At 60.2% G+C, this 24,159-nt stretch carries 18 protein-coding genes and 1 tRNA gene; 5 read left to right on the top strand and 14 right to left on the bottom strand.

What is annotated here, in order from left to right; genetic code table 11:
- The first annotated feature begins 177 nt into the window (after nucleotides 1-177).
- The 3 genes from selA (at nucleotide 178) to V8J63_RS26220 (ending at nucleotide 3,604) form a co-directional block, all read left to right on the top strand.
- Nucleotides 178-1,590, top strand: a complete 1,413-nt coding sequence (selA, locus tag V8J63_RS26230; protein WP_130887958.1) for an L-seryl-tRNA(Sec) selenium transferase — start codon at nucleotides 178-180, stop codon at nucleotides 1,588-1,590.
- Complete coding sequence (gene selB / locus V8J63_RS26225) at nucleotides 1,587-3,503, top strand: selenocysteine-specific translation elongation factor (RefSeq protein ID WP_130887962.1); 1,917 nt, start codon at nucleotides 1,587-1,589, stop codon at nucleotides 3,501-3,503. Before selA ends, selB begins: the two co-directional genes overlap by 4 nt.
- Before the next feature lie 5 nt (nucleotides 3,504-3,508).
- Nucleotides 3,509-3,604 (top strand) — tRNA-Sec (locus V8J63_RS26220).
- A 61-nt stretch (nucleotides 3,605-3,665) separates the two neighbouring features.
- Here the strand turns inward: V8J63_RS26220 and V8J63_RS26215 are convergent.
- The 11 genes from V8J63_RS26215 to V8J63_RS26165 form a co-directional block, all read right to left on the bottom strand.
- On the bottom strand, nucleotides 3,666-5,945 hold the full coding sequence (locus V8J63_RS26215; protein WP_336464869.1) for a hypothetical protein: 2,280 nt from the start codon (nucleotides 5,943-5,945) through the stop codon (nucleotides 3,666-3,668).
- 344 nt (nucleotides 5,946-6,289) lie between these two features.
- Nucleotides 6,290-6,580: a type II toxin-antitoxin system RelE/ParE family toxin gene (locus V8J63_RS26210; protein ID WP_016770737.1), complete on the bottom strand. Its 291-nt coding sequence runs from the start codon at nucleotides 6,578-6,580 to the stop codon at nucleotides 6,290-6,292.
- The gene (locus tag V8J63_RS26205) at nucleotides 6,573-6,818 is read right to left on the bottom strand and encodes a type II toxin-antitoxin system ParD family antitoxin (protein ID WP_083386978.1); all 246 of its coding nucleotides are present in this window, start codon (nucleotides 6,816-6,818) and stop codon (nucleotides 6,573-6,575) included. Before V8J63_RS26205 ends, V8J63_RS26210 begins: the two co-directional genes overlap by 8 nt.
- Before the next feature lie 342 nt (nucleotides 6,819-7,160).
- Nucleotides 7,161-7,520 (bottom strand): DUF6124 family protein, encoded by a 360-nt coding sequence (locus V8J63_RS26200; RefSeq protein WP_042607541.1) that lies wholly within the window; start codon nucleotides 7,518-7,520, stop codon nucleotides 7,161-7,163.
- Between the two features lie 521 nt (nucleotides 7,521-8,041).
- A complete protein-coding gene (locus V8J63_RS26195; protein WP_336464868.1) occupies nucleotides 8,042-10,111 on the bottom strand; it encodes a hypothetical protein in 2,070 nt (689 codons plus the stop codon).
- Nucleotides 10,112-10,345: 234 nt separating this feature from the next.
- Nucleotides 10,346-10,705, bottom strand: a complete 360-nt coding sequence (locus tag V8J63_RS26190; RefSeq protein WP_042610027.1) for a DUF6124 family protein — start codon at nucleotides 10,703-10,705, stop codon at nucleotides 10,346-10,348.
- A 404-nt stretch (nucleotides 10,706-11,109) separates the two neighbouring features.
- Nucleotides 11,110-11,619, bottom strand: coding sequence for a hypothetical protein (locus tag V8J63_RS26185; protein WP_024013039.1), 510 nt, complete (start codon nucleotides 11,617-11,619; stop codon nucleotides 11,110-11,112).
- An 8-nt stretch (nucleotides 11,620-11,627) separates the two neighbouring features.
- On the bottom strand, nucleotides 11,628-12,143 hold the full coding sequence (locus tag V8J63_RS26180) for a hypothetical protein (RefSeq protein ID WP_336464867.1): 516 nt from the start codon (nucleotides 12,141-12,143) through the stop codon (nucleotides 11,628-11,630).
- The gene (locus V8J63_RS26175; protein WP_241663631.1) at nucleotides 12,140-12,847 is read right to left on the bottom strand and encodes a hypothetical protein; all 708 of its coding nucleotides are present in this window, start codon (nucleotides 12,845-12,847) and stop codon (nucleotides 12,140-12,142) included. Before V8J63_RS26175 ends, V8J63_RS26180 begins: the two co-directional genes overlap by 4 nt.
- A gap of 172 nt (nucleotides 12,848-13,019) precedes the next feature.
- The gene (locus V8J63_RS26170; protein ID WP_336464866.1) at nucleotides 13,020-14,315 is read right to left on the bottom strand and encodes an OprD family porin; all 1,296 of its coding nucleotides are present in this window, start codon (nucleotides 14,313-14,315) and stop codon (nucleotides 13,020-13,022) included.
- Between the two features lie 192 nt (nucleotides 14,316-14,507).
- Entirely contained in the window at nucleotides 14,508-16,211 is a 1,704-nt protein-coding gene (locus V8J63_RS26165) for an amidase (RefSeq protein ID WP_336464865.1), read from the bottom strand.
- A 444-nt stretch (nucleotides 16,212-16,655) separates the two neighbouring features.
- On the opposite strand from V8J63_RS26165, the gene V8J63_RS26160 reads away from it, so the two are divergent.
- Entirely contained in the window at nucleotides 16,656-17,771 is a 1,116-nt protein-coding gene (locus tag V8J63_RS26160) for an AI-2E family transporter (protein ID WP_258602811.1), read from the top strand.
- 10 nt (nucleotides 17,772-17,781) lie between these two features.
- Nucleotides 17,782-19,395, top strand: a complete 1,614-nt coding sequence (locus V8J63_RS26155) for a mechanosensitive ion channel family protein (protein WP_336464864.1) — start codon at nucleotides 17,782-17,784, stop codon at nucleotides 19,393-19,395.
- Between the two features lie 3 nt (nucleotides 19,396-19,398).
- Here the strand turns inward: V8J63_RS26155 and V8J63_RS26150 are convergent, their stop codons facing one another.
- The 3 genes from V8J63_RS26150 to V8J63_RS26140 all read right to left on the bottom strand — a co-directional run bounded on the left by V8J63_RS26150 (nucleotide 19,399) and on the right by V8J63_RS26140 (nucleotide 24,013).
- Entirely contained in the window at nucleotides 19,399-20,676 is a 1,278-nt protein-coding gene (locus tag V8J63_RS26150; protein WP_442963544.1) for an OmpP1/FadL family transporter, read from the bottom strand.
- A gap of 86 nt (nucleotides 20,677-20,762) precedes the next feature.
- On the bottom strand, nucleotides 20,763-22,265 hold the full coding sequence (gene proP, locus V8J63_RS26145; RefSeq protein WP_024013032.1) for a glycine betaine/L-proline transporter ProP: 1,503 nt from the start codon (nucleotides 22,263-22,265) through the stop codon (nucleotides 20,763-20,765).
- A gap of 449 nt (nucleotides 22,266-22,714) precedes the next feature.
- Complete coding sequence (locus V8J63_RS26140) at nucleotides 22,715-24,013, bottom strand: carbohydrate porin (RefSeq protein ID WP_125916311.1); 1,299 nt, start codon at nucleotides 24,011-24,013, stop codon at nucleotides 22,715-22,717.
- Between the last annotated feature and the right edge of the window lie 146 nt (nucleotides 24,014-24,159).

Below are 24,159 nucleotides of genomic sequence, written 5' to 3'. Positions count from 1 at the left end.
CGGATTTCTCTGTGGGAGCGAGCCTGCTCGCGAAGGCGGCGGGTCAGCCACATCCACACCAACTGACACACCGCTTTCGCGAGCAGGCTCGCTCCGGCAGTGCGTCTACACTTCTGAAACCCTTTGGGAGCAAGCTTGCTCCCAAAGGAATTGTTTCAGTGAAATCAGGAGTGGCTGATGTCTTCCAGCGTTGCCCTGCGGTTGCCGTCCATTGATGGCTTGTTGCGTCACCCGGCGTGCGCGCCGTTGGCCGAGCGTTACGGCCGGGATTCTTTGCTGACGGGTCTGCGTCAGTTGCTTGATGAGCTGCGGCCTGGCGTATTGAGCGGACAATTGGCGGCGGTGGAAATCGGCGCCGAAGTGCTCGCCGGCCGCGTCGGCGAACGCTTGGCGCAACAGCAGCGCAGTCAGGTACGCCGGGTATTCAATCTGACCGGCACGGTACTGCACACCAATCTCGGTCGCGCCTTGCTGCCCGAAGAAGCCATCGAAGCAGTGCAAATGGCCGCACGCTATCCGCTCAATCTCGAGTTCGATCTGGCCAGCGGCAAGCGCGGTGATCGTGACGATCTGATCGAAGGCCTGATCCGCGAACTGACCGGCGCCGAAGCGGTGACCGTGGTCAACAACAATGCCGCTGCCGTGCTGCTGACCCTCAACAGCCTCGGCGCGCGCAAGGAAGGCATCATCTCGCGTGGTGAGCTGATCGAAATCGGCGGCGCCTTTCGCATCCCCGACATCATGGCCCGCGCCGGCGTGCGCCTGCATGAAGTCGGCACCACCAACCGCACCCATGCCAGGGATTACCAAGCGGCAATCGGCCCGCGCAGCGGTTTGATCATGCGCGTGCATGCCAGCAACTACAGCATCGAAGGCTTCACCGCGCGGGTGCCGACTGCGGAACTGGCCGAGTTGGCTCACGCTCATGGCTTGCCGTTGCTGGAAGATCTGGGCAGCGGCAGTCTGCTCGACCTGACGCGCTGGGGCCTGCCGGCGGAACCGACGGTGCGGCAGGCGCTGCTCGATGGCGCCGACATCGTCACCTTCAGCGGCGACAAATTGCTCGGCGGGCCGCAGGCCGGATTGATTGTCGGGCGCAAAGAACTGATCGCGAAGATCAAGAAAAATCCATTGAAGCGTGCGCTGCGGGTCGACAAGTTGACCTTGGCCGCGCTGGAAGCGGTGCTCGGTCTCTACCGCGATCCGGATCGCCTCGTCGAGCGCCTGCCGAGCCTGCGCCTGCTGACCCGGCCGCAAGCCGACATTCATGCGCAGGCTGTGCGCTTGCAACCGTTGCTCGCCGATGCGTTGGGCGAGGTCTGGCAGGTCAGTGCAGTCGAGGCGTTGGGCATGATCGGCAGCGGCAGCCAACCGGTGGCGCGTCTGCCGAGCGCAGCGCTGTGTTGTCGCCCGCAAGTGTCCAAGCGCTGGCGCGGGCGCTATCTGCTCAATCTTGAAGTGGCATTGCGCGGTTTGCCGATCCCGGTGCTCGGGAGAATCGGCGACGATGCGCTGTGGCTCGATCTGCGTCAGCTCGACGATGAGCCAGCGTGGCTGGCGCAGTTGCCGCAATTGCAGGTCGACCGGTGATCGTCGGCACAGCGGGGCACATCGACCACGGCAAGACTTCGCTGTTGCAAGCGCTGACCGGGCAAACCGGCGATCGCCGCCCGCAGGAGCGCGAACGCGGCATGACCATCGACCTCGGTTATCTCTACGCCGAACTCGCAGCGGGCGCCGGGCTGACCGGCTTCATCGACGTACCCGGCCACGAAAAATTCACCCACAACATGCTCGCCGGCGCACAGGGCATCGATCTGGTGCTGCTGGTGGTCGCGGCCGACGACGGCGTGATGCCGCAGACCCGCGAACATCTGGCGATCGTCGAGCTGCTCGGCATCCCCCGCGCGCTGATGGCGATCACTAAATGCGACCGGGCGGGAGCGGGCAGGGTGGAAGAGGTGCAGCGCCAGGTGCTGGATCTGCTCGCGCCCGGGCCATTCGCCGATGCGCCGATTTTTACCGTGTCGAGCGTGAACGGGCAGGGCGTCGATGAGTTGCGCGCGGCGTTATTGCAGGCGCACAACGAGGTGCAGGCGCGCAGTTGCGAGGGCGGCTTTCGCCTGGCGATTGATCGGACATTCAGCGTCGCGGGTGCGGGGATTGTGGTCACGGGCACGGCGTTGTCGGGCACGGTTGCGGTGGGCGACAAACTTGTCTTGGGGCCTGCGGGCAAGTCGGTGCGCATCCGGGGCCTGCACGCGCAAAACCAGGCCGCCGAACAGGCCTTCGCCGGCCAGCGCGTGGCATTGAACCTCAGCGGCGATCGTCTGGAACTGGCGCAGATCCACCGTGGTCATTGGCTGCTTGCGGACTGGCTGCATGCCCCGACCCAGCGCATCGACATCGACTTTCAGCTGTTGCCCGGCGAGCGCACCTTTGAACATTTTCACCCGGTGCATCTGCACCTCGGCACGCAAGATGTCATCGCCCGGGTCGCCTTGCTGCAAGGCCCGCGCCTGACTCCCGGCGAGCGCATGTTCGCGCAACTGCTGATCAACGCGCCGGTGCAAGCGGTGAAGGGTGATCGGCTGATCCTGCGCGACTCCAGTGCCCAGCGCACATTGGGCGGCGGCGTTGTGCTCGACCCGTTCGCCCCGGCGCGCCAACGCCGCAGCCCGGAACGCCTTGCGCAACTGCGAACCCTCGCTCTCAGCGTCAGCCTCGAACAAGCCCTGCCGGCACTGCTCAACCACAGCCCCGGCGGCCTCGACCCGCAACGCGTCGAACGCCAGTTCAACCGCCCGCGCGCGCAGTGGTCGCTGGCGGAAAACATCCGCCTGATCGACACCCGCCAAGGCCCGCTGCTGTTCAACGTGCAGCGCTGGGGCCAGTTGAAATTCACCTTGCTCGAACAACTGGCGCGATTCCACGAACAGGAACCCGACCAGATGGGCCCGGACCGCGACCGTCTGCGCCGCTTCAGCGCGCTGGCGCTGGAACGCTCGACCTTCATCGGCCTGCTCGACGAACTGCTCAGCGCCGGCTCGATCCTCGCCAGCGGCCCCTGGCTGCACCTGCCCGACCATCAGGTGCGCCTGAATGCCGACGATGAAATCCTCTGGCAGCAATTACAGCCATTGTTCGAACAGGCCGGTTTCGACCCGCCGTGGGTGCGCGATGCGGCGAAAATGCTCGGCGAAGACGACGCCAGCGTCCGCCTGCTGCTGCGCAAACTCGCCCGCCTGGGCCTGATGCACCAAGTTGTGCGCGACCTGTTCATCAGCGACATCGTCTTGCGGCAAATGGCGGCGCTGCTGCTGAAACTCGCCGAAGAAAATCCAGCGATTGAGGTGACAACTTTCCGTGATGCGCTAGGCTTGGGACGCAAACGCTGTATTCAGTATCTGGAATATTTCGACCGACTCGGCCTGACCCGCCGCCTCGGCGAATCCCGCCAGATCCGCCCCGACAACGCGCTGGCCAACGCCTGCGCACCCTGAGTTCAGGAAGACAATCGCGCCCGGTGGCGCGGCCGGGCTTCAAACCCGGTTGGGGACGGCATCCGTTCCCGGGCAGGTTCGACTCCGGCTGTCTTCCGCCATTTATTTTATAAGCGAGAGCAGTAAGGGTAAAAGGTAATAGTTACAGTGACTCCATCGTCTTTATCTTGGGATGGTCCTCAGTCGAATATTGTCTATCTTTATTATTTCATAGGTAGCAACGCCCCCGAAAGCAATTGAGTGGTAATCGGTGGTATCGGGTATTCCCAAGAAGAATCTGGTTTCAACATGTGCCCACGCACCTGCGGTTGGTAGACGGAAGCGAGGAAAACTGAGGTTTGGAATTTGATGGGGGAAGCCAAGCTGTACACCGGCATCTCTAGGTGTTGGAATTAGATAATCGAAACTTAAAACGCACAGCTCACCACTTTTTATATTGTTATATGACTTAATAAGGGTAAGGTACTGTCCACCGTTTACGTTGACCGACTGGGCGTAGTATTCCCCACCTTCGTTTATAATTTGCCCCCACCCAGCTGAAAAAGTCCAACCATTCATGTCATTGTTTGTGAAGGTAGTCAGATCATCGAACGCCTTCTTGATCGTATATCCTTTCTTCGGAAAGGATATGTAGCCACCTTCAGTATTATCAAAAGAAACCTTCACCTCAATCTCAAGTGTCGAGTCATCTTCCAACATCAGCAACTTGTCGAGTGGTACTGGATGGCGTATCCCACCCAAATCCTCCGCCGTCACCTCTTTCCCTTTATAAGCCTCTACAATAATTCCCGCACTGCCATCACGTTTGATTTCCCTATAAGTCAAATCAACCCGCTGTCCTACAGCTATCAACGGCCAAGCCGTCGTTCGCGTATGATCCGTCGCCAACAAATCCGCAGGATCCAGCACATCTCCCGTCACTCGGTCGATCGTCGGCGTGGGCAATCGAGGATCTCCGTCGGCAATGTCCTGCACGCTTAGTATCAGCGGCAGGGAATCGCGCGTAGCCGATCCGGTTGTCTTGCTGTAATCCACCGTCACATTGCCACCGAAACTGTACGCAAGCACTTTGTTGTCCAGCGCAATCTCCTGCGTGCCCAGCACTTTGACCACGTGAGGCGGCGAGGTGTAGGAGCCATCGGCAGGCGTGCCCGGGGCGGCGATCCAGCGCACTTGGATTACATCATCAAGCTGAATGGAAGGATCGAAGACCAAAGCGGTCAGCGCATCTTTCGCGGCAAGCGGATCCAGGCTGTTGCCTGGTGCCTGTTTGATTATGGGCGCTACCAGATCCGGCGCCGCTTCGCCGATGATCTCGGCCTCGGCCGTTCTGGAGTGCCCAATGACGGTGCCTGCCGGCCGTTCCAGCTCATAACGCACCTGCAAGCGCGCGCCGGAAGTCAGTTGATCGTTGGGTAGCTCCAGAATGCACGGTTGCAGCACTCCAAACTTGTCGGTGATCACGCCTGGTGCAGTAGGTTTCTCGGCCGAATCGTCCAACTTATAAAAGCCCCTCACCGTGTCGCCCTTTTGAAAATCGGGAGTGGTGGGAGCAACGACGATCAGTAGCGGCCGGCCCTCGAGTTTGTCGAGATCCACAATCGCTGGATCGTCCATGTCATCGTCGGGATCCTCGCGCAGGATCGGCTGGGGCAGGAAGTTTCGCTCAAGGTCAATGTTGGCATGAATGTACTTCGACCACCGGTTCCGGTGAGTGGCGTTGGCCAGTTGATCGACCACCGTGTAAGAGAACGGGCAGTTGTTCATGCTGCCAATTTTTTTGAAGGTGTCGGGACCGATCAGCACCGAGAATGCCTTGCCCGCCTGTTCCGGCGTCACCGTGTGGTTGAAGGTCTGGCGATTGATCTCGTATTTCACCTGATCGTAGGCGCGGCAATGAGGGTAATCGAACGTCAGGAGTACGCCTTTGGCGGCCTGATCCTTGTCGATCACCGCCGGGTTGCCGAGCCCTTCGGGCAGACTGATCAGCAGCCCCGGATGATCACCGGTGCCAGGCACATCATTGCCGCCGGGCAACGTGTCGTTGTAGAGGGCCCACGCTTCGATGGACTTGCTGTCATTGCCGGCGACGTTTTTCAGAATGTATTGGATTGTGTTGATGACGCCGTCGTGAAGTGCCCTCTGGAACACGGTGAAGGTCATTCGCTCGTTGATGACTGGCTGTGGAACGCCGCTTTGCTCACCGTTGACGAAGAGTCTGATACTGCCATATTCACCAACGTCCGTAGGCGGATCGACCACCACCTGTACACCAGCGGCGTTGATTTCATCGCGCGTGAGGTCCGTGAATACCTTGAGCGGCAGGCCATAGGTGACTGTCGGTGGTTCTGCCGGCGGGTCAGTGATCACGTTCTTGGTGGCAACAGGAATTATCACCGGATACAGCGTCATGACCGTGTTGTCGGGTTGCGTCTTTTCCATGGCACACCTTCCTGATGAGATGGCCAGGGAGGGCTGGCCGGGATGGAGACATCAGATACCGGGCTGGAGAAGTTGGCTACTGTCAGATCTGACAGTTGAAAGTGGGTTTGCGACGGACGGTAGGTCTGCACTCGGAGATGCGCAGGCCGATGCCGACGCACAATCAGCGGCGCGGCCGGGCTTCAAACCCGGTTGGAGACGGCATCCGTTCCCGCGCAGGTTCGACTCCGGCTGTCTTCCGCCAGTCTCCCAAAAGCAAAGATCGCAGCCTTCGGCAGCTTCTACATCGATTTGTAGGAGCTGCCGAAGGCTGCGATCTTTTGATTTTCGGTGATACGAGAAGGTTAGAGATTACGCTGCGCTTCCATCCGGTCATGCAAGATTCTGATTATCGCGATCCCATAGGCGGTGATTCGAAAATAAATCACGTGACTCTCCACGCTGCAGCGTCGGTAACCGGGGCGGATCGCGTCGCATGCGGGTGCTGTTTTGGGACGATCAGCCAACTGCTCGAAAGACGCAGTCAGGATGTCGATGTAGCGATTGGCCTGATCCAAACCCCATTGTTGAGCTGTATAGGTCCAGATAGCCTCAAGATCCGCTTCGGCGGCGGGGGTAAGTCGGTATTCAGCCATGCGCCCTCAACATTCTCTTTTTGAAAGCATCAGCATCGAATGGCCGGGGGGCACCACTGGATTCTCCTTCTCGAAGGGCTGCGCGGACGGCTTCCAGTTCAGCGTTTCGCTCTTGCTCTCGACGGATCAAATCGCGGATATATTCGCTGTCGTTGGTGTAATGTCCCGCTTCTATTTGAGCTTTGATCCAATGGTCTTGCTGGTCAGTCACGGTTATGGTTTTTCGTACGGTAGCCATGGTCGGGCCTTTTGCGGGTTGGGGAACTTTGCGCAAATTATCATACTAATGGTGCGCTAACGAGTATGAGCCTAGCCGTTACAAGAACGAATCACAGCCTTCGGCAGCTCATGCGTATATCACTCGAGCTGCCGCAGGCTGCATTTTCAGACCCGCGACCGAATCTGCTGCCCGAGCACATCCGTCGGGTTAAATAATCCGTCCCCTTTGTGATCGCGAGCAGGCTCGCTACCACAGGTTCCTTCAGTGGTCGCAAAGTTTGCGTCCGACCAGGATCAATGTGGGAGCGAGCCTGCTCGCGAAGAGGCCGGCACGGGCATCGCATAACTCAGCCGGCCCGCATTACCCCGGCAACTCCAGATTATCCAGCACCCGATTCACCGCCAATTCCCCGAGCATGATCAGTTGCGCAATCCCCATCAGCGTCCTTCGCTGCGATGGCTTGACCAGCCCGGCGAATTCCTGGGCGATGGTTTTGGCGGACGCGAGGGTTTCGCAGGCGTTGGCCAGCAGGTCTTCATTTTTGGTGTCGGCGGTGACGGCGTACATGGCGCGGGGGCTGAAGGGCGGCGGGGTCGAGCCGGGTGGGCAGAGATAGTGGTCGAGGGCGCGGTCGGCGGCTTGGTGGAGTTTTTTGGAGTCGAGGGATTCGTAGGGGGAGGTGGGGTCGGTTTCGGGTGGGTTGGGTGTTGGTTTGATCATCGTAAAGCTCCTTGAGAGGTGGAGCCGTCAGCCTTCGCTGCTAAACGAAGAGGGTGGCGGCTTTACGCGGGTTAGCAGACCAGGCTCAAGGATCCCGGCGCACCGAAGTGCCCCACGCAAGCCGCCATAAAGAGAGGCGGAGCCAGCGTGCCTTGAAAATTTGCCGGGCTGCTAAACCCGATCACTGAACATTCAGCGACCGCACCACAATAGAACCCGCCCCCAAGGCGCACAAGCCGGCGGATTCTGGCTTGGCTGTAGGCAATGGCGCAAGGATTTGTGGCCTTGAGACCGTATCCGCAGGTGTCTTTTAAACAGCTCCGTTTAAATCAAAGAATTGCGCCGAACCTGATGGCCTCTTCGCGAGCAGGCTCGCTCCCACATTTGGAATGCGGTCAAGTTGTGGGAGCGAGCTTGCTCGCGAAAGAGCCATCCGGGCCAGCAGAAAAACCTTGATCACACACGCTATTTAAATCACTGGAATTTAAATCCGTCCCTTTTATTTAGTTCGCTTTGGTGCGCTATTCGTCAGGCAATAAAGGCAGCTTCGGTCGTCGGCCTACGAAAGGATAAGTACCGCTGGCGCTAGTTAGGCCGATTGTCAGCCCGCTATGTCGGTGGTCTACGGGGGCGGGAGGAACGGCGTTACCGTTCGAACGTAGAAAGCTGATTTGGGCCTGGTCGTTGACGGCAATCGTGCCGTAAAAGTTAGGAGACACCTGACCTAGAAAACTCGATTGAAATTGAAAACTGATAGGGGGATTGAAGATTTGCGTATCAGTCCTTGTAAACGGAACAGGCTCCAAATTCAGATCTCGCAGGGCGGCGTGCGCCGCGCTCCAAGTCAAAGCTCGGGAATCAGCGAATAATTCGTACACATTGGAACATTTCACCGGGTATTGAGCAGTTCTCCCCGCTGCATCTCGCACTTCGATCACAGTTGACCCGTTTGAGACAGAGTAGACCTCGCCCGTCGTGAAGTTGACGGTTGCGATGTGCACGTTGTGAGAGGTGAAGGTAAAAGGCGGGGTTCCATCAACTGGAAGCCGAGTTGCATGGGACTGTGGAGACTTATAGCTGGTTCGGGTCCAGTCTGGCTGATAAGTGGATTGCGGGGACATATAGTAGTTGAGGCCGTCGAGCAGCATTTCCGACGGATCTATCTTCAATGGCTTGGCCACACTCACCGTATAAGTACGCACCCGAAGTGGCACCGCTTTTGTCTTGTCCATAACCCCGTCAAGATTGACGGCACAAACCACTTTCAACGGGCTTCCATCTTTCAGTTTTTTCAACCACTCGACTTGCGCCAGCAACGAAATCCTGTCGGCCAGTTCACTGCGCCCGCCTGACGAGATTTCGTTGGTTACCGGGTTCCCATCCGCGTCAACGCCTTCAAAATCAACCCAAACCGGATGGGTCTGTTGCATCAGTGGAATTTTTTCCGAGAGCACCCGCGCATCATTCGGTAGTTCCGGAACATTGAGCTGCTGCCCCATTTCCCCCGCAATATTCGGAGTCGGCAAGCGCGGGTCGTCCGCCGCGATTTTATCGATGACCACCTCCAGAGGAGGGGATTCGCCGATGGGCGCGCCATCACGAATCAATACCCACGACACCTGGATTGTTTTGCCTTGATGAGCGAGGAGGAACGCCACGCTGAATGTGAAATTGGCGCGTTGGTTGGTGTTGAATGCCACTTGCGGAAATGATGAACCCGGTAGGCCATCGACAATCTTCAGCGTCGCCTTGTCGTTTGCCAAAGCGGCTTTGAACTCGGCCCGGACCTTCACTCCGCCTTCACTTGCCAGCACATCGATTGGGGAGACGGCGTTAACGAGCGTAGGCGGCTCTTGGGAGATCTTGTCCAGATCCACTTCCACGAACACGGCATCGGACCAGGTTGGAGGGCCGGACGGGTTGGTCAGGTAGTCGACAACGCGATATTTGATTTCGAAGGTTTTATCGTTGCCACCCTCGATCAGCTTGTCTTTCGGGATGTCGATCACGACACTTTCTGGCACGGGAGGCGGGGGAGACACACTGCTGGGTATGAGCTGATATATGTGATGGACGCCATTGCAAGACACAAAAATCAGGTCATACCACTGCACGTTGGCGTAGGTGGCAGTCACCTTGAACTTGTCAGCTTCCGCCTGGTTGATGACCTTGTGGCTGACGGTGAGATTCAATACCGGTGGTAAATCACCGGGCGGAGAGGTTCGATGGTAGAGCACCAGCTCAGGTGTGAGTTCATCATTCCCGGACGTGCGCTCAATGTGAATTTTGATGCGGTTAAGGCCTTTTTGCAGTGAGCCGGCAGGCAGGCGCAGAGGCGTATCGTCGCTTTCCTTGCCCTCAGCGATGGTGGTGCTAGGCCCTTTGTTGTCGTTGATCAGCGGGATGAGCTTATCGTTCTTGGTCTGATTTAAGTAAGCCAGCATGAGGATCAACAAGCCCTCGGTTTCATTGGCTTTCACAATGGTGACGCCGCCATGGACGTCTGCCATTGCAGGTTCCAGCTCAACCATTTCGGGGGCTTGCGGGCGGGTCAGTGCAAACGGTTCAACGAAGTTACGGACGCGGCTCATTGCATTCTCCTTGCATGACGTAGGAACGCTCTTGCTGCATCTAATGCGAGACCGGCCGGGCCGTCACCTGTCAACTCTGACAGGTCGGAGGGGGTTTGCGATGAACGGTCATGAAGAGTGTTCCCATGCGCAAAGGCATGCAGCCGGGACGCTCCGGATCCCATCGGGAGCCGAACGCGGAGCGTCCGTTGAGGCATTCCCACGCAGGAGCGTGGGAACGATCATCGGGCTCCGCTACTGCGGCAGCTCCAGATTATCCAGCACCCGATTTACCGCCAGTTCCCCGAGCATGATCAGCTGCGCAATCCCCATCAGCGTCCGCCGCTGCGATGGCTTGACCAGCCCGGCGAATTCCTGGGCGATGGTTTTGGCCGAGGCGAGGGTTTCGCAGGCGTTGGCCAGCAGGTCTTCGTTTTTAGTGTCGGCAGTGACCGCGTACATGGCGCGGGGGCTGAAGGGCGGCGGGGTCGAGCCGGGTGGGCAGAGGTAGTGGTCGAGGGCGCGGTCGGCGGCTTGGTGGAGTTTTTTGGAGTCGAGGGATTCGTAGGGGGAGGTGGGGTCGGTTTCGGGTGGGTTGGGTGTTGGTTTGATCATGGTGAAGCTCCTATTAAGTGGAGCCGTCAGGCACTGTCGCTAAACAGTGAGGTGGCGGCTGTACGCAGGTTAGCGAACCGGTTATAGGCACCCGGCAGACCCGAAGGTCTCCCACATACAGCCACCATGGCGCAGTCGCAGACATTGAACCCGCGACAAAGCATGGAACGCTGATGCACCTATTCAAGATCCGGGTCGCTAAACCCGATCGCTGATTCGTCAGCGACCGCACCACAATAGAACCCGCCCCCAAGGCGCACAAGCCGGCGGATTCTGGCTTGGCTGTAGGCAATGGCGCAAGGATTTGTAGCCTTGAGACCGTATCCGCAGGTGTCTTTTAAACAGCTTCGTTTAAATCAAAGAATTGCGCCGCAGTCCACCGCACCAGCCCACATCACCCAACCTTATGGTTGATACGGAATCAACTTGTCCCGGTCCATTTCCACCAACAACTGGTCGAGCATCTGCCGTTTGTTCTCGACCCCGGGAATCGGCACATACCACGTCATCACGCTCCAGCCTTCGCGGGAGTAGTTGTAGGTTTTGAGCAGTTGGCCATCCTTGAAGACCGAGCCGCGCAGGTTGTCCTGGTAGTGGTAGGGCATCGGGAAGGTGAACAGGGTGAAGACGTTGACCAGCGCCAGCCAGTTGACCTTGCCGTCGCTGGGTTCGGTGATCAACAGGCTGTAGCCGTTGCGGGTGTAACCGCCGTCGAGCATCGAGAACGCGCCGGTCTTTTTCAGGACGCTGACGGTTTCGCGCTGATGCTGCTCGTCGATGCGCGTATACGCCGGCCCCATGCCGAGCGTGACCGGCACGTAGGCCTGATCGGCATGGTAATCGAGCGGCTGCAAGGTGTTGGCGCAGCCGCCCAGCATCAGTGATGCACAGAGCAGGCCGGCGACTTTTATCATCGCGCGGTTCATTGCGCGACTGCCGGGATCAGCCGGTCCTGCTGCACATCCTGCGCGAAGGCGCGGGCGATGCGGCCGAGGTTCTGTTCGCGCATCTCGCCGCCCTGATCCAGTAGCCAGATGTATTTTTGAGTGATGTTGCGATAGGTGTATTGCTTCAGTCGCTTGTCACCCTGGAACACGGTGAATACGGTTTGCGTGTCGAATTCGTTCGACAGCGGCAGCAAGAACAACGTCGCGGTGCTCAGCAGAATCACCGGAAACGGCGGCAGGTGACGTTCCACATTGAGTTTGACCTTCACGTTGTACTCGTCAGCTTTACCGCTGCCGGTTTCGATAGTGCGGAACACACCGGTCTGGCGCAGGTGGTTGCGCAGGCTGGAGCCGTTTTCCGGATCATCGACCATAACGTGAATCGGCTGCAGATAATCCTGAGCGTCCGTAAGCGTGCGCTCGGGCAAGGTGTTGGTCGCCGCGCAACCGGTCAACAGAGCAGCGGCGGTGAGGGCGATGATTTTTTTCATGGTTTGGCATCCACGGCAATACCCGGAATGGGGCCGGTGAAGATGTAGGGCTGAGCACGGTTGAGGTCGAGTTTCAGCGGTTGCAGCGTTGGCAATCCTGGCGCCAGACGTTGCGCAATCAGCGCATCGCGGGCGTTCTGATCACTCCAGCGGAACGCGCAGAAACCGGCTGTCAGGCAGAACGAGCGGAACTCGCCGATGTAATAGGCCTTGCCGGGTTCCAGGCGCATCGGCAGGTTGAATTTTTCCCGCGCCTCTCTCGAGGTGAAAACAGTGCCTAGCCCAGGTTGATAACGTGCGGAAAAGAACTGGAAATCATAGAACTCGTAATCGCCCGGCTTCAGGGGAAGCACGAATACGCTCGCTGCCCCGACACCGTCCTGAACATCCTGCGGCGTGGAGTAAGCGCCGGCCATTTTCCAGACGCCGGCCGCACCGTATTCGGAACCGCGTTTGCGGAAAAAGATTCGCTGGTTGTCAGCGGCTGATTGCTTGAGTGATTGCGGCCCGATTGAGCCAACGAGATAACTGACTGGCTCGCTTGCCTTGGGTTGCAAGGGTTCGCTGACCCAGGAAGCGCTTTCGGTAATGCAGCCGCTGAGCGTCGCGGCGAGCACGACGGCCGCTCCGAGTTTGAATAGCTGAAACATGTACATCCCTGAATCTGCTTGCGTTGATTGACTACAAACAGGAAGGTCAATCAATGCCTTCCTGGCTTGGCTTTTTATGCGGGGGCGCAGAATAAACGAGGTGATGGCACTTGGCTAGCCGCTGTAGGCGCTGCGGTACGCTGAAATCAATTGATTTGGATCTCAGGGAGCAACCTCAGGGTTTGTGGCCGACGCAGGAACCTGTGGGCGGGTTGATTGTGTTACCTCACAAACCCAACGGGTACTGGATGACCACGTAAATCCGGTCAATATCATCGCCAGCCTGCGCTTCGTTGGCGCGGTGGGTGACGTGCGACAGCTGCACCGACAGATCCTTCGCGGCGCCGGATTGCACGACATATTTCAGGTCGATATCGCGTTCCCAGTGTTTGCCGCCGCTGCCTTGTTGCGGTTGATAGTCGCCGCTCTCGGCGTCGAAAGGGTTATAGGCGCCGCCCTTCGGCGCGTGCGTGCCGTCGATGTGGCTGCCGCTGACGTAGCGGGTCATGAAGTTCAGGCCGGGGATGCCGAAGGCGCCGAGGTCGAGGTCGTAGCGGGCTTGCCAGGAGCGTTCGTTGGCGCCGTTGAAGTCGGCGTATTTGATCGAGTTGGCGAGGTAGATCGAGTCGCCGCCGACGAAATCGAACGGCGTGTCGCCATTGATGCGTTGCCAGCCGAGCATCACCGCGTGCGCGCCGAAGCTGTATTTGCCGGAGAGGCTGAAGGCGCTGTTGTCGATCTCGCCGGCCAATGCGCGGCCGGTGTCGCGGGTGTGGTAGAGGTTGGCGTCGAGCAGCACGCCGGACTGTTTGAAGTGCAGATTGCCGTAGTACTGGTGCCAGGTGTCGCTCAGTTCCGAGGCATACAATGCGCCGCCGATCGGGCTTGAGCTGAACAGATCGGCACCGACGAAGCTGATGCCGCCCGCTTCGGTGTTGGCGCCGTAGCCGTAGAAATCGCCTTGGCCGGAAGAGCTGTCCTGGTTCTTGAACGCGGTGAAATGCCCGGCGACCAGATTGACGTTGTCGAGCTCGGCGCTGTTGAGCAAAAAGCCTGTGGCGTATTCCGGTTGCAGGCGTTTGTCGGAGGTGTCGAAAACCGGGGTTTCTACGGTCATTTCACCGAAGGCCAGACTGGTGCGCGAGACCTTCAGCTTGAACGCACCGCCGGCGCTGGAATAGTTGTTTTCACTGCGACCATCGCTGTCGACCGGTAACAGACCGGTGCCGGAATGGCCCTTGCCGCCGTCGAGTTTCAGGCCGGCGAAAGCGTGGGCGTCGATGCCGAAACCGACTGTGCCCTCGGTGAAACCGGATGAGAAGTTGCCGATAAAGCCTTGTGCCCATTCCTGTTTGTAGTTTTTCCCGGAGGGCGTGGGCGAGCGGTAGTCGTTGCTGAGGTAGAAGTTGCGCAGCAGGACATCGCTTTTGCCGTCGTCGAAAAAGCCGCTGGCATGGGCGGTGCCGGTCAGACCGCAGAGCATGGCGAGCAGAGTGAGGCGGGAGGGGGCGCGGTTGATCATGGTCAGTGCCGGTGGTAATCAGGATGGCGCTGATGATCGGCGGATTGGCTTGGTAAGGATTGGGCCGGTGTGCTGAGTTGGCAGCCCTCACACCAAACCCTGTGGGGTAGTCAGGTGGAAATGTGGCGGCTGTCAGGCCGCCATCGCTGGCAAGCCAGCTCCCACAGGGTTTGTGGGAGCTGACACAGTGCATTAAGCCAGCGGCGGTGTACGCGGTGGGATCTGGCGTTTGCTGCCGGTGGATTCGAAAGCGGCGGCCAAGCGCAGCAGGTTCGAGTCGTCATAAGCGCGGCCGGCGAAGGTCAGGCCGACGGGCATGCCGATGTCGGCCATCACGCCCATGGGCACGGTGACGGTTGGCACGCCGAGGTGGCGGATCGCGAGGTTGCCGTTGGCCACCCAGACGCCGTTGCTCCAGGCAATGTCGGCCGAAGCAGGATTGACATCCGCATCCGCCGGGCCGACGTCAGCGACGGTGGGGAACAGCACGGCGTCGAGGCCAAGGCTGTCCATCCAGTCTTCGAGGTCGATGCGTCGGGTCTGCTCCAGACCGCGCAAGCCATCAGGCACGGTTGGGATTTCATTCCACGGCGTGATGCCGCGCTCGGCCATGCGCACGTATTCGTCCATGCCGGCGGCCAGATCGCCTTCGCGGTTGGGCAGGGTGCCGGGGGCGTGCGGAAAGATCTTCGGCCCGTCGACGTCAACCAGACGATTGAGTTTCGGGTCGCCATTGGCTTGCAGGAAGTCGTCGAACGCCCAGGCTGTCAGATCCCACAGTTCATGGTGGAGGAATTCTTTCGACACCAGCCCACGGGTGAACACGGTTGGCGCGCCAGGGCGGTCGCCTTCGCAGTTGGAGACTAGCGGAAAGTCGGTTTCGATGACTTCGGCGCCAGCGGCCTCAAGGGCCTGACGTGCCTGCTGCCACAAATCGATCACAGACGCGCGGGTGTTGATGCGCTGGCCGGTCGGGCCGCCAATGCCGGGGGCTTCGCTGGTGCCAGCGTCCGGGTCGGCATTGATGTACATGCACGGGATGGCGAAGCGTTTGCCGGCCAGGGCTTTGGCGTCGGCGGCCAGTTCGCTGTACGCAGCCGGGCGCACTTCGCTGACACGCGGGATCGGCACCCAAGGTTGCAAGCGCCACAGGTCGCCACGGGTATCGGTATCTTCGGCGACGACCACATCGAGCACTTCGAGCAGGTCGGCCATGGTCCGCGCGAACGGCACGACGACGTCCATGGTCGGGGTCAACGGCCAGTTGCCACGCACCGAGATTACGCCGCGCGACGGGGTGTAGGCGCACAGGCCGTTGTTCGACGCAGGGCCGCGACCGCTCGACCAGGTTTCCTCGGCCAGGCCGAACGCAGCGAAACTCGCAGCGGTCGCCGTGCCGGCGCCGTTGGACGAGCCGGAGGCGAACGGTGCGGTGAGGTAAGCGGCGTTGTACGGGCTTTCAGCGCGGCCATAGACGCCGCGTTGCATGCCGCCATTGGCCATCGGCGGCATGTTGGTCTTGCCCAGGCAGATCGCCCCGGCAGCGCGCAGGCGCTCGATGGTGAAGGCGTCGCGATGGGCGACCAGATCGGCGAACGCCGGACTGCCGGAAGCGGCGGTCAGGCCCTTGACCAGATAGCTGTCCTTGGCGGTGTAGGGAATGCCATCGAGCGGGCCGAGGGTTTCACCTTTGGCGCGGCGGGCATCGGAGGCGCGGGCTTCGTTCAGCGCTTCGGGGTTGCGCACGACGACGGCGTTGAGTGCCGTCGGGGTGTCGGCGCCATCGTAGGCATCAATGCGCGCCAGATAGGCCTGCACCAGTTCCACGGCAGTGGTCTGGCCGGATTCGAGGGCGGCGCGCAGTTGGGCGATGGAGACTTCGGTGACTTCGATCATCGGGTCACCTGTTGAGCGTGGATGTTCTGGGCAGGGGTTTTCATAGCGGTTCTCGTGGCACGGCTTGAAGCGACAAGGTCGGGACTGGCGCCTATTTAACACCATGCGGCGGGCGGAGTAATCGGTGGGGTGATGGTTTTGTTGGTAGATGGCCTGAGCATCCGTGCTGCCTGACCTTGCGCTTTCGCGAGCAGGCTCGCTCCCACACTGGATTTGTGGGCGGGTTGAGATTGAGGATTAACGCAAAGCCCGGTGGGAGCGAGCCTGCTCGCGAAGGCGCCGGCAGATTCAAAAGGGTCTTGGCCCTGAAATACTGCTTTCGCCAGCAGGCTCGCTCCCACAGTGTGTTGTGTAAACCGATAATCCCGCGCCCCACAGGAAGACCAGCCCAACATGTTCTAGGCTCAGCGCATCCCGAATGCTGCACCGCTCAGGAATGTTGCCATGGAAGATAAGCCGCTGATTGCCTTCAACAGTTCCAAAGCCTTGCTAGACGTACTGATCCGCGCCGGGTTGATCGCCACTCTGGTGCTGTTCTGCTACGACATTTTCCATCCGTTTCTCAATGTGATGCTGTGGGCGCTGATCCTCGCGGTCACGCTGTACCCGCTGAACCAGAAACTCGGCGCAAAACTCGGCAACCGTTACGGTTGGGCGGCGATTGTGCTGGTGTTGCTCGGCTTGGTCATCCTGATGGTGCCGCTGAGTCTGCTCGGCGCATCCGTGGCCGATTCGGTGAAGGTGGGCATGCAAACCGTGGAAGCGGGGCAGTTCGAGATTCCGCCGCCACCCGCCAATGTCGCCGACTGGCCGCTGATCGGCGCGCCGTTGTATGGCATCTGGATGCACGCTTCGCAGGACCTGAGCTGGGTATTCAAGGAGCTCGCGCCGCACCTGACCAGTTGGGGCCGGGTGCTGTTGCATCAGGCCGCCGGCGTCGGCGCAGGCATCGTGGTATTTGTCGTGGCGCTGATCGTCGCCGGACTGATCATGACCCACGGCGAACGCGGCCATCGTACGGCGGTGGCGATCACCACGCGAATTTCCGGCCCGGTGCGTGGCCCGCAGATCGCGCAACTGTGCACCTCGACCATTCGCGCGGTGGCGCAGGGCGTGGTCGGTATCGCTTTTATCCAGATGATCTTGATCGGTGTGGCACTGGTAATCATGGGCGTGCCCGCCGCCGGTGTGCTGGCGTTGATGGTGTTGCTGCTGGGCATCATGCAACTGCCGGTGCTGTTGGTTACCGTGCCGGTGGTGGTGTTTGTCTTTGCCCATGATGGCGTCGGCCCCGGCACGATCATCTTCGCCGTGTGGATGGTGATCGCCGGGCTCTCCGACAACGTGCTCAAGCCGATGTTGCTCGGCCGTGGCGTGGCCGTGCCGATGCCGGTGGTGCTGATCGGCGCGCTGGGCGGCATGGTCACCAGCGGCATCATCGGCCTGTTCACCGGGCCGGTAATCCTGGCGGTCGGTTATGAATTGTTCATCGGCTGGGTCTATCAGCCGGCCGACGTCAGCGAAGTGCTGGACGAAGCCCCTCACGACAATCAGCCATAAGGAACGGCGCATGCGTAACAGGCTGATGGTGCTGGCGATGCTGCTGGCTGCAACACTGTGGTCCGGGCTCGGCCAGGCACTGGAAGACGCCACGACAGCAACGGACGAAGCGGTAGAACTGAAAGTAGCCAACCGCAGCATCATGCTGTTTCGCGCAACCATCCTTGGCGAGGCGCCGGCCTCACGGGTCAAGCGGGCGAAGCGGGTGATCAGTGAAGCGCTGGAGGAAGACCCTGAGCTGAAGATCAGCACTGATTCGATCCAGAACAGTTACATGGTGCTGATCGGCAATACCCGTGCGTTCATCGTTGCACCGAAAGACGTCGACAGCCTGGCCTATTCCTCGGTGCAGGAAGCTGCCGAAGGCGCAGCGGAAAAACTGCGCCAGGTGGTCAACGAAACCCGTGAGGCGCGTAACGTGCAGATGATTGTGCGTTCGCTGGCGCTGGCGGCGGTGGCCACGCTGATCTATCTGGCGCTGCTGTGGTGCCTGTCATGGCTGCGCCACAAGTTGTTGGCGAAACTGCCGGCGCTGATGGATCGCCACACCAAGGCGCTGAAGGTCGGACGGGTGCAACTGATCGATTCGAATTTTCTCTACCCGTTGGTCAGCCGCTGTCTGTTGTTCCTGCGCTGGTTGCTGATCCTGCTGCTGTCCTACGAATGGCTGGGTTTTGTCCTGTCACGCTTCCCGTATACGCGGCCGTGGGGCGAAAGCCTCAACAACTATCTGGTGGAACTGGCCGGTTATCTGTTGCAGGGCATCGTCGATGCGATACCGGGGCTGGGCGTGGCGCTGGCGATTTTCTTTATCGCCCGGGGCGTGACCGCATTTACCCGACGCATCCTGCGCCGGATGGCCGCGCCGGGGACGTTCAGCTGGCTCAACCATGAAACCCTGCAACCGACGCAACGCCTGACCGCACTGGCAGTCTGGCTGTTTGCGCTGGCGATGGCTTATCCCTATCTGCCCGGCGCCGGGACCGATGCGTTCAAAGGCTTGTCGGTGCTGATCGGCCTGATGATTTCCCTTGGCGCCACCAGTGTTGTCGGGCAAGCGGCGGCCGGGTTGATCCTGACCTACACGCGGACCCTGCGCCCCGGCGAGTTTGTCAGGATCGGCGAGTACGAAGGCACTGTCACCGAGCTGGGCATGTTCACCACGCGTATTCGCACCGGCCTCGGTGAAGTGCTGACATTGCCCAACTCGATGATCACCGGCACCGTGACCAAGAACTACTCGCGCACCGTGCAAGGTCCGGGCTACGTGGTCGATACGGTGGTGACCATCGGCTACGACACCCCGTGGCGTCAGGTCGAAGCGATGTTGCTGGAGGCGGCCAAACGCACGCCGGGCGTGCTCGAAGAACCGCCGGCGCAGGTGTTCCAGACCGCGCTGTCTGACTTCTATCCCGAGTATCGCCTGGTGGCCCAGGCCATCCCCAGCCAGCCGCGCCCGCGTGCGGTGTTGCTGAGCATGCTCCACGCCAATATTCAGGACGTGTTCAACGAATATGGCGTGCAGATCATGTCGCCGCATTACCTGGGCGATCCGCAGCAGGAAAAACGCGTGCCGCCGGAGCAGTGGTTCACCGCACCGGCGCAGGCACCGAAGGATGAGTGATCCCTAGAATCGCCAGACCACGCCGCCGCCCAGCACATGCAGGGCGGCGTTTTTGTATTCGCCGGAGACCGAGCCGCCGGAGCGCGCTTTGGTCTGTTGCACGTCCATGTCACCGAGGTAGATCAGCGTGTAGCTCATGTGCACGTCGACATTTTCCTGCAACGCATAACTGACCCCGGTCGCCAGGCGCCACGCTTCGTTCATCGGGTTGTCGACGGTGCGATCCTTGTCATCCACTGCCGAGGAGTCGTAACCGAGGCCGACGTTCCAGCGCAGTTTCGGGTTGATCTGGTGCTGTGCGCCGATCGAGGCATGCCAGGTGTCCTTGTATTGCCGCTGCGCCGTTCTGGAAGTCGAGCCCAGGTCGGTATCGACTTCCACGCCGACCTTGCCGAAATCGCTCCAGTCCTGCCAGCCGAGGCTGCCGAGCAGCGTCCACTGCGGATCGAGCTGGTAGGACACGCTGGTGGTGACGGTCTGCGGCACGTTCATGTCGACGTTCAGCTGATCGGCGTCAAGACGGTTGAGCGCCAGACGCAGCAGCGGATTGGTGATTTTCTTCAGCTCGGGTTTGTCTTCGAATTTGAGCTTGATCTTGCTGGTCCAGGCCAGCCCGAGTCTGGTCCGCTCGTTGAGGTTGTAGAGCACGCCGACGTTGGCGCCCGTGCCCCAGTCGGTGTCCTTGTAACGCAACTGACCATCCTCGGCGTTGCCCAGACCGAGCACGTTATTGTTGACCGCCACTTCGGTGCGGAAGTAGCCAAGCATGAAGCGCGGGCCGAGGCCGACGGACAGGTCGTCGGTGATCTTGTAGGCATAGGTGGGCTGGAACGACACACCGATAATGGCCGACTCCTGAGCGAAATAGCGCCCGGCCCAGTCATCGTCGTAGTCCAGCGCCAGACCGAAATTGCCGTACATGCCGAAGCCGATCGAGGAGCGCTCATCGAGTTGATGGCTGATGAAGAAGCTGGAGCCGGGAAGGTACTTCAAGGCGTTGCCACCTTCGTTGCCGCCGAAGGTATTGGCGTTGTCGCGGGAGAAGCTGACGTCGCCGAGGATCAACTGGGCGTTGAAGTTGATCTGCGTGCCGGCCAGTTGGCTGATGCCCGCCGGGTTGGTCATCAGAATGCTCGGGTCGCTGGCCATGACCGCAGAGCCGGCGTTGGCCAGCCCGGTGCCTTCGTGGCCGGCCTCGTAAATCATGATGCCGCCGGCTTCGGCCTGGAGGCTGGCGAAGAGCAATCCGCCAGCGACCGAACTTTTCATCAGCTTGAACATGTGAACTCCTTGAATGGCATGCGATCCGGTTTCAAGGCTAGCTCAAGCTCGGCGCGGCGTCGGACCGATTGCCGACGCCGCACTTATCAATCGATGCGCGGATGCTGGAGCGCCAGTTCCTTGCGCTTGGCTTCCAGCGCGGCGATTTCGGCATCGATGTCTTCGATTTTCTGCTCGATGTTGTCGTGGTGTTCTTGCAACAACTCCTTGGCTTCTTCGAGGTCGGAAGCCGCCGGGGCCGCGCCGCGCAAGGGCTTGTTGGCGGTTTCCTTCATCGTCACGCCAGTGACCAGACCGACCACGGCGATGACCATCAGGTAATACGCCGGCATGTACAGATCGTTGGTGCTTTCCACCAGCCAGGCCACGGCAGTCGGGGTCAGACCGGCGATCAGCACCGAGACGTTGAAGGCACTGGCCAGCGCGCTGTAGCGGATGTGCGTGGGGAACATCGCCGGCAGGGTCGAGGCCATCACGCCGATGAAGAAGTTGAGCAGCACCGCGAGGATCAGCAGGCCGGAGAAGATCAGGCCGATGCTGCCGCTGTTGATCAGCATGAATGCCGGAATGGCGAAAATGAACAGGCCAATGCTGCCGACGACGATGAAAGGCTTGCGGCCGATCTTGTCGCTGATGAAACCGATCAGCGGCTGCACGAAGAGCATGCCGACCATGATCGCGATGATGATCAGCACGCCGTGGTTTTCGCTGTAATGCAGGTTGTGCGTCAGGTAACTCGGCATGTAGGTGAGCAGCATGTAATAGGTGACGTTGGTCGCCGCCACCACGCCGATGCAGGTCATCAGGCTGCGCCAGTGTTTGGTTGCGACTTCCTTGAACGACACCTTGGGGCCACCGGCGAGGCCTTCGCGGTCGCCTTGTTCGAGTTTTTCCACGTGCTGCTGGAACGCCGGGGTTTCTTCGAGGGCGTGGCGCAGATACAGGCCGATCATGCCCAGCGGCAGGGCGAGGAAGAACGGAATCCGCCAGCCCCATTCTTCGAAGCGCTGTTCACCAAGAATCGTCGAGATCAGCACCACGACACCGGCGCCGAAGACGAAACCGGCGATCGAGCCGAAATCCAGCCAACTGCCGAGGAAGCCGCGCTTACGGTCGGGCGCGTATTCAGCGACGAAGATCGAGGCGCCGGTGTATTCGCCACCGACCGAGAAACCTTGGGCCATTTTCGCCAGCAACAGCAGGATCGGCGCCCAGATGCCGATCGAGGCATAGGACGGAATCAGGCCGATGGCGAAGGTGCTCAGGGACATGATGACGATGGTCGCGGCGAGGACTTTCTGCCGTCCGTATTTGTCGCCGAGCGCACCGAAGAACAAACCGCCAAGCGGACGGATGAGGAAGGGCACGGAGAAGGTCGCCAGCGCGGCGATCATTTGCACGCCGGGATCGGCGCCGGGGAAGAAGACCTTGCCGAGCACATAGGCGACAAAGCCGTAGACGCCAAAGTCGAACCATTCCATGGCGTTGCCCAGTGCGGCGGCGGTGATCGCCTTGCGCATCTTGGCGTCGTCGACGATGGTGATGTCTTTCAAACCGATCGGTTTGACGGTGTTCTTGCGTGATTTCATTGCGCTGTTCCCGCTCGCTGATCCAGATTACCGCTGCGATGCCATCTCCATGATGGCGCCGGCTCTTCTGGCTCAGATACATGCAGACACGAAATAATTCACCGATGGGCTGGAATTAATTTCGACAGGTGGGGCGGGTGGTCGGTGCGCTGAAGAGCTTGGTTGGAGCATTCAAGATAGTTGTTGCCTGAGCCCATGCCATCGCGAGCAGGCTCACTCCTACAATTTTGCGCGGCGAATCACAATTCCCTGATCCAACACAAATCCCCTGTGGGAGCGAGCCTGCTCGCGAAGGCGGCTATACATTCAACATCGCAGTCGCCTGACCCGACGCTTTCGCGAGCAGGCTCGCTCCCACAGTGGTTTTGTGTTTTTCAGGGATTTTGCGCACGCCGCCAATCCTGCAGGAGTGAGCCTGCTCGCGATGACGGCAGCCTTTCACCAAAGGCTTAAAGCGCAGCCTTCACCTGCAAACCCACCACCAGCGCATTATCGATGTCCTGCCCGGAAAACGCCCCCGGTTCGATGATGTATTGCAGGTTCGGGCGCAGGGTCAGCCATGGGGTGGCCTGGTAGCCGTAACCCAACTCGATCAACTGCTCGGCGCTATCGAGGTTCGGGAACGCAGCACCATTGGCCAGCGCGGCATCCTGCTGCACATCGCGGCTGCGCGGGTTCGGCACGGCGCGGCCGTAGCCCAGCGCCAGGGTGTCACGCGGGCGGCCTTCGAACGGTTTGTACAAAACCACACCGGTGCCGTACCACTTGCTGAACGGCGAGGCGGCTTCACTGGCCGCCGAATACTGACCGAAAGCATGCAGGCTGCGGCCCTCGGAGGTCGGCGAACGCCATACGGCCTGATCGATCAGCAGATAATGCCCGCCACGCCCGGACACCTCGTCGTCGCTGCCGATGCGTTTGACGTCGGAGCTGTCGTAGTAATAGCCGAGCTTGTACTCGCCGGGCAGCTCGCCGGCGTGCTTGTACACCAGCTCGATCGGCACGACGGTGCCGGTGGTGTGCTTCGGCCCCAGATGCCAGGCGCGGCTGGAATTGCCGTTGCTTTCTGGATCGACGTTGAACGCCGCCACACGCAGCTGCCAGGACGGCGACAGGTCGTATTTGACCCGCACGCCCAGACGCGCGTTGGGGTAGTTGGTCCAGCCGCTGCCGCCGGACATGTTCAGCGGGTGACCGCAGAAACCGGCGTTCATGAAGTTGCACAGAATGCCGCTGTCGAGGCCGCCGAGGTCGTTACCCATGGCCATGTAGCCGAGCTTCACGTTCAGCGCCGGGGTGAACAGGCTGCGCTCGTAACTCAGTTCAGTCAGGCGCGTGTACAGGCCGCCGTAGTTTTCCTGAATCGGCAGGCGGTTGCCGACCAGATCTTCCGATGCGCTGTTGCCGCGCCGGTCGTTGATGGTCAGTTGCACTTTGCCGGCGTTGTCGACGCCGTAGAGTTTGCTCAGATCAAACTGCACGCCGAGTTTGATGTTCTGCGAGTAGCGCGCCGAACGGTGCAGGCCGCCGTCGGCGTTGTAAGCGGTTTCGCCGCTGTAATCGCCAGTGAACTTGACGCCGTCTTCATCGAGTTGATGACGCAAGCCGCCCCAGTCACCGGTCAAGGTGCTGCGGGTCAGTAGATCGGAATCGCTGGCGGCCAGCGCGGGGAGGGCAGTGGTGCAGCTCAGACCCAGCAACAGGCCAGTGGAAAGCTTGGTACGAGAAAAGCGAACAGCCGATGACATGTGAATCCTTCCTGCTGAAATCTTTAACGCAATAAAACGGCGACGCGGTGCTTTGGGGCACCGCGCGCTTGGAGGAGGTTGGTGGTGCGGCAGCGAGTTACGGCAGGGCGTAGGCCATCACGTAATCGCCCCGATCGGTCGACTGG

This window comes from Pseudomonas sp. CCNWLW23 (genome assembly GCF_037095675.1).
Lineage (GTDB): Bacteria > Pseudomonadota > Gammaproteobacteria > Pseudomonadales > Pseudomonadaceae > Aquipseudomonas > Aquipseudomonas atacamensis.
The sequence above is the reverse complement of the archived record's forward strand: the minus strand, read 5'-3'. Positions and strand labels throughout refer to the sequence as shown.